7 protein-coding genes are annotated in these 5,675 nt (G+C 58.0%); 4 read left to right on the top strand and 3 right to left on the bottom strand.

From position 1 onward, the window contains the following. Positions 1 to 52: 52 nt before the first annotated feature. Both M0D69_RS43255 and M0D69_RS43250 read right to left on the bottom strand, forming a co-directional pair. A complete protein-coding gene (locus M0D69_RS43255) occupies positions 53 to 832 on the bottom strand; it encodes a PP2C family serine/threonine-protein phosphatase (protein ID WP_301787915.1) in 780 nt (259 codons plus the stop codon). 101 nt (positions 833 to 933) lie between these two features. Further along, a complete protein-coding gene (locus M0D69_RS43250) occupies positions 934 to 1,218 on the bottom strand; it encodes a hypothetical protein (RefSeq protein ID WP_301787914.1) in 285 nt (94 codons plus the stop codon). Positions 1,219 to 1,814: 596 nt separating this feature from the next. Between M0D69_RS43250 and M0D69_RS43245 the strand changes: the two genes are divergently transcribed. Together M0D69_RS43245 and M0D69_RS43240 are read left to right on the top strand one after the other, a co-directional pair. After that, positions 1,815 to 2,312, top strand: coding sequence for a lecithin retinol acyltransferase family protein (locus tag M0D69_RS43245; protein WP_301787913.1), 498 nt, complete (start codon positions 1,815 to 1,817; stop codon positions 2,310 to 2,312). Between the two features lie 33 nt (positions 2,313 to 2,345). Beyond that, positions 2,346 to 2,594: a hypothetical protein gene (locus tag M0D69_RS43240; RefSeq protein ID WP_301787912.1), complete on the top strand. Its 249-nt coding sequence runs from the start codon at positions 2,346 to 2,348 to the stop codon at positions 2,592 to 2,594. Between the two features lie 316 nt (positions 2,595 to 2,910). On the opposite strand, the gene M0D69_RS43235 is transcribed toward M0D69_RS43240, so the two are convergent. After that, the gene (locus M0D69_RS43235; protein WP_301787911.1) at positions 2,911 to 3,324 is read right to left on the bottom strand and encodes a sugar ABC transporter ATPase; all 414 of its coding nucleotides are present in this window, start codon (positions 3,322 to 3,324) and stop codon (positions 2,911 to 2,913) included. A 392-nt stretch (positions 3,325 to 3,716) separates the two neighbouring features. On the opposite strand from M0D69_RS43235, the gene M0D69_RS43230 reads away from it, so the two are divergent. Both M0D69_RS43230 and M0D69_RS43225 read left to right on the top strand, forming a co-directional pair. Further along, positions 3,717 to 4,316, top strand: coding sequence for a short chain dehydrogenase (locus M0D69_RS43230; RefSeq protein WP_301787910.1), 600 nt, complete (start codon positions 3,717 to 3,719; stop codon positions 4,314 to 4,316). Positions 4,317 to 4,816: 500 nt separating this feature from the next. Then, positions 4,817 to 5,341, top strand: coding sequence for a heme-binding protein (locus tag M0D69_RS43225; protein ID WP_301787909.1), 525 nt, complete (start codon positions 4,817 to 4,819; stop codon positions 5,339 to 5,341). The last annotated feature ends 334 nt before the right edge of the window (positions 5,342 to 5,675 follow it).

Here is a 5,675-nt window from a genome sequence, read left to right as displayed (position 1 = left end):
AGTCACGGTATCTTTATTATAGTAGACGTAGTATTTTTATGACACAGTAAGACTAGAGGGTCGGGTTTATCTGCGTTTTATCGAGGCAGAAGATATCTTCCGCCTGGGCCACGACAACCGAGACGTTGTCGCGTCCGCCACGCCGCAGCGCGAGTCCAACCAGCCTGGCGACGGCTTGCCGGCAGTCGCCGGATGTCAGGACTCCGCCCATCTCCTCGTCGCTTACCTCGTTGCTCAAACCGTCGCTGCAGAGCAGGAAAATGTCGCCGTCATGCAGATCGATACGGTCTGCATCGAGGTCGAGCGTGTCCATTGCGCCGACTGCACGCGTGATCAGATGTTTGCCCGGGTGATGCAACGCCTCTTCCGCGCTGAGCTGGCCGCGAGCCTTCAGTTCTTCAACCTGACTGTGATCTCGCGTCAATTGCCGCAGGCAACCCTGCCGGCAAAGATAGAGCCGGCTGTCGCCTGCCCACATATAGCCGCAGGACCGTTCGCTCGCCAGCAGTAGTACCACCGTGCTGCCGATCCGGCGCACTTGCCGCCGGGCGGCTTCCGAGCGCAAGTCCGCGTTGACAGCAAGGAGGCGCTCTCGCGCTTCCTGCATACGATCATCGAGAAGAACCGGTTTGCCGGGCGCGGGGGAATGCGCCAAGCGCTCGATCACCATCTGGCTGGCGACATCGCCGACCGCGTGCCCACCCATGCCATCTGCGATGGCCCATAAACCGTGCTCGGGCATTTCAAGGCAGGCATCTTCATTGATCTCGCGTACGAGACCCGTGTCGGTGCGGGCTGCCGATGCCCATCGAAACTCACCGGTGTTGCTCACGAGACCTCCGATGTCTGCAGCGGCGTGCATTTCTGCGCCGATGGGTTGCCGCGTTTGCGGCGAGACAGAACCGGTTGCTTCAGGCGTGCTTCGTGTGTGCTTCAGGCGCTGTGGTTGCTGCTGCGCTCGTTCGGGTTCACTGCGATGTTCGAATTCGAGCCAGTGTTATTCACGTCGATGTTCTGGAACTGGTTGATCATCTGAGCAGCATAGAAGTTGTTGTTGGTTTCGTACAGATTCACGACCGGCCCGAAGGATGGCTGCGATGCGACATAGGGCGTGATCCAGCCATACACCCAGGGCGCACCTCCGCCGTGGATGCAGGTCATTGCTTCGCGATCGAGCGTGAGATCGCGGGGAAGGTCTTCGACGATGATTGAGGTCATGGTGAGGCTCCGGTGGTCCTGCCTGGTCAATGGATGTGCTTCTTCATGCAAGGGGCATGCCGAAGCCTGTGCCGGTGCCGTGCTTTTCGTGCAGCGCCTTTTGGCGTGTGGGTTTGGGCTACGTAGCGTGAGTCGCGGCCGACCTTTGGCCGGTGAGATTGGTTGGATCGAGACCAACAGGTAGCGCTTTTTAGTTGCCGCAATACCAACATTCGCGCATGGCGCTTCACGGGGCCGCGACTTCACTTCGGCCAACCAGGCCGAGCAAGAAACGAAGCGAGTTTTCTTCGTGAAGCGTTTTTGTCATCGCCACAAAAACGCTGTTGATATCGCACCTTCTCCGCCCGTGATCCGGTAGTTGGCTCGCGCGTGCTCGGATGGTTTTATCCCTCGGCCAGTGATGGATGTGATCCAACACATCGCTCAAAAAAGTGTTGGATCTCTCGTTGTCTTCGCACTGCCGCTCACTTCCTAATTTCTCCATTCGCCTTATCCCGCAAGGCTTTGTACGCGTTGGCCCGGTTGATGCAATGACTTGATCAACCGCCGGCTTACATGCAACACCCCGGCTTCCAACCTTCCAGGAGAAACCGGTCATGTCGGGCAATCAAACATCCAGGCTCTGCGCTCGACTCGGCCGCTCAACTCCCGATGTTGCGTTCGACAGCGAACCCGCTCCCGGTGCTCATCTCGTTACCCAACGCTCGGGTTACGAACATCACGGGATCTACGTCGGCAATGGCCGCGTCGTGCACTACGCCGGCTTCGCCGGTTCGTCGCATCGCGGTCCGATTGAAGAGACCACCCTCGAACGCTTCGCCGCAGGCCGCGAGATCCATATCCGGATGCACGCCATGGCGACGTTCACGGGACAGGATGCAGTCCGCCGCGCTCGCTCAAGGCTTGGCGAAAACCGCTATCGGCTGCTGAGCAACAACTGCGAGCATCTGTGCGCCTGGGTGCTCTTTGGCGAGAACCGCAGTTCGCAAGTGGAGGCCTGCCTCGCTCATCCGAGCGTCGCATGCCGTGTGGCAATAGCAATGCTTAAGGGTTGGATCGACGCAAAAGGTCATGACGACCTGCTCGCCGCCTGACCCGGTTTGCTGCAATCATCGAGGAGAAACATCATGAATACGCAACGTGATTCACTGCGCCGGATAGTCGATAAATGGCTCGCTCCGACACCCGCCGCTCCGGTCCGCGACATCCGCTTGTGCCGCATGCAAGCGAACCATGTCCGCTATGTTCGCGTGGAAGCGCTCAGGCCGACCGGGGTGCTCGCGCTGTTCTTCTTCCGTCACGACGACGGATCGTGGCAAGTGTTTCCGCCCAAAGCCGTACGCATAATGATGAGCCCGCGCCGGTTTGCGATGTGATGCGTGGTGCCGACGTTCGTTGAATGTTGAAATGCGCATCGCACAGGTATAAGACTTTGCGGCCGATCTGTTCCTTCAACGTTGAACTTTCTGTACTAGTGCTCGTTAGAGCGCCTCGGCAATGACCTTGAGAATGGGTCCTGGCAGATTGGTTACTTCGACCGTGAAACGGACGTTGCCGGAAGGTTCCACACCCGTAGCTCCAGTTCCGACAATCTGATTGAACGCCAAAGCCATGAGGTAGGCTGGTCGTTGGCCGGACCCGGGTATGTCGACCAACCGTCGGATGAGGAGATAAGGGCTGCCCGGAAGAGAGTCAGCACGCGGGTGAACGGATTTTGCCGTCCACCACCAATGTGCGTTTGTCTCGTGTAACGTCGTATTCGACCGTTTTCGTTGGTGTAACGGCACCATAGGAAACGCCGTTCACATAGACGGTTCCGTCCTTCAGTTCAATTGTGTCGCCCCCGATCCGCGCGGTTCCCCGTTCGCCCTTTAAAACTGCGCCGGCGCAACCTTGAGTTGAAAAACTGTGGACTGTCGTAGTCGGCTTCGCAGGCTTCCTTTGCTGGTCCGGAAGGAAAAACTGTGGGACAAAAGGGCCATGTGTGTTCGAAACATTTGCCGCGCTACATGGCTGTGCGTCCTTGCTGTCGGCTCCGTGTGCGGTTCCGAAACTGATAACGCATCCGGCAAGCATGGCAATCGTCGGTGGCAACAGTTTTGTCATGCCGATATCCGTTATGTCGTGAATCCCTTAGACCGGAAGTCGATCGCCGAATAGCGCGGTATCCGTATCTGGCCGAACCCGGTGCGACGCAGACCTCGATTGATCGCTGATCGCAGCAAGTATGCGACGGGCCGTCGACCCTGAGCGGCCCTTGGCTGAGCCGGAAAGCAGACACTCATTAGGCGGCTGGTTTCCTTCCGGGTCAAACGGAATAGAACTCAAGTTGAATCGCCGCTTGATTCCGGCCATGTGCCGTCGCGACAAAGACTTCCATAACGCGAAGTCTGTCAATTGCGAACGAAGAGTTCTCAATGTCCTAACTAGGATGCACTTTATCAAAGAAAAGATTCGAAAAAGAATGGCGTCTCTTGATCTCAATAAAGGAGCGATTTATGAAAGTTCTCATTGTTGGCGCAACCGGCGCCATAGGTAGCGTTGTGGCACAAGCTTTGGATGAGCGTAAGCATGACGTAGTAAGGGTGGGCCGCACGAGCGGCGACCTTCAGGTCGATATCACCAGCGACTCAAGCGTCGACGCGATGTATGCCCAAATTGGACGCGTTGATGCGATCGTTTCAGCTGCAGGCGGACTGTTCTTGGGGCCGCTCCCAAAGATGCTGCCCGCCGATTTCAACGTTGGTCTCCAGAGCAAACTGCTTGGCCAGGTCCGCCTCGCCTTGCTTGGACAGCATATGCTGAACGACGGCGGCTCGATCACCCTGACCACCGGCATTGATGAGCCGATTCGCCAAGGTGCGAACGCGATGGCGGTCAATGCTGCTGTGGAAGGCTTCGTGCGCGGTGCCGCGATCGAGCTACCGCGCGGACTCCGTATCAACGCCGTAAGTCCGACGGTTCTGCTTGAGTCGTTGTCGAGCTACGGGCCATTCTTCCCAGGATTCGACGCAGTACCAGCCGCACGCGTAGCGCAGGCATATGTGCGCAGCGTGGAAGGTCCCCAGACAGGACGCATCTATTGTGTGTGGCAATAACTTGCGTTGAGGCTGGATCGCACAGCGGTTGGGTTCCGCCGTTTTCGCTCATCCTCGAAGAGTATGAGGTCAATCCCACCGGGCAATGCATCTGCCGGCAATTCATCGTGCCGACGCCGTTCATCTGCGTGCATACCTAATCGACGATTCAAAAGTCAGGTCGAAAACGACGCACCTCCGCCGTTAGATATCCCGTCAGGTGATCGGCAACTTTCGAGGTGTAACCGTCGTTCATCTGTCTGCAGTGACAGCCGGCAAGTTCCCCGGCGTCGCGTAGTTTCACTCGCGCTGGAGTACTGCTTCGCCCGAATCAGGTAGACGCATTTACGGAATCGCGAGCGCTGCGATCGCCACAGCGAAGGCTGTGAGATTCGGGGCTTGGCGCAGTTGGAACTGTGCGGAAAATCCCCCTACGCTGGCAACGGGCAAAGGACCCTTGCATGCCAACCCTTACCGCGTTACGTTGACAACCATCTGGCTTGCCGATGGGAGGTGGTGCGATGCAAAACCGTGTCCAGATCGCGTGCTCAGTCTGCCTCGTCGTGGCAACCGCTGCGACAGCGCAAACCCCATCCTCACAGCCCTCCGCGGGCGGGACGCCCGACAAGATTCCATTCGACATTCCCTACGGCACTACGATTGGTCTCGACACCGCGAAGAGGCTGCTCGCGATTGCAGAAGCCGAAGCAAAGAAGCACGACTGGAAAATGAACATTGCTGTCGTCGACACGCATGGCGAGCTCCTCGCGTTTGAACGAATGGACGGTGCACAGTTCGCGTCGATCGCGATATCTCAGAACAAAGCGCGCACGTCAGCAAGATTTCGTCGGGAAACCCGGATCTTCTACAATCAGTTTGAGACCGGACACGCATACGTGAACACGCTGGATGCGGGGCTCGTAGCATCGCCGGGAGGGTTTCCGCTCATAGAAGGAGGAAAGCTTGTTGGCGCTATCGGCTGTAGTGGCGGTACGGGCGATCAGGACGCGTCCGTGTGTAAGGCCGCCGCCAATACGATCAAGTAGTGCGACGCCACTGTACGCAGTAGCCGATAACGCAATGGAAGGATCGGCTGGTGAAGGTCCGCTGTCCGAGCGAACTCGACGTTCGAAAGTCGGCTTGAAAGCGCCCGCCAACGGCCGTACTGGCCGAGCCCGGTCCGACGTTGAACTGGCGGAGCGGGCCTCCATTGATCGGTCCGCGTCGGGCAGAAGTCGACCCACACGAGACAGACAGGTCGCCCCAAAGCGGCCATTCAATTTGAAAAGTGGCTCCGCCACACAACCGATCGACGCAACACTAGTCCTGAGTTCCGCCCATTTTGTAGCCATTGTTAATGGCGGCAAGTGCCTGTCAGTG

Origin of the sequence: Caballeronia sp. SEWSISQ10-4 2 (genome assembly GCF_030464885.1) — a bacterium.
Lineage (GTDB): Bacteria > Pseudomonadota > Gammaproteobacteria > Burkholderiales > Burkholderiaceae > Caballeronia.
This window is presented reverse-complemented; position numbering and strand designations above follow the sequence as displayed.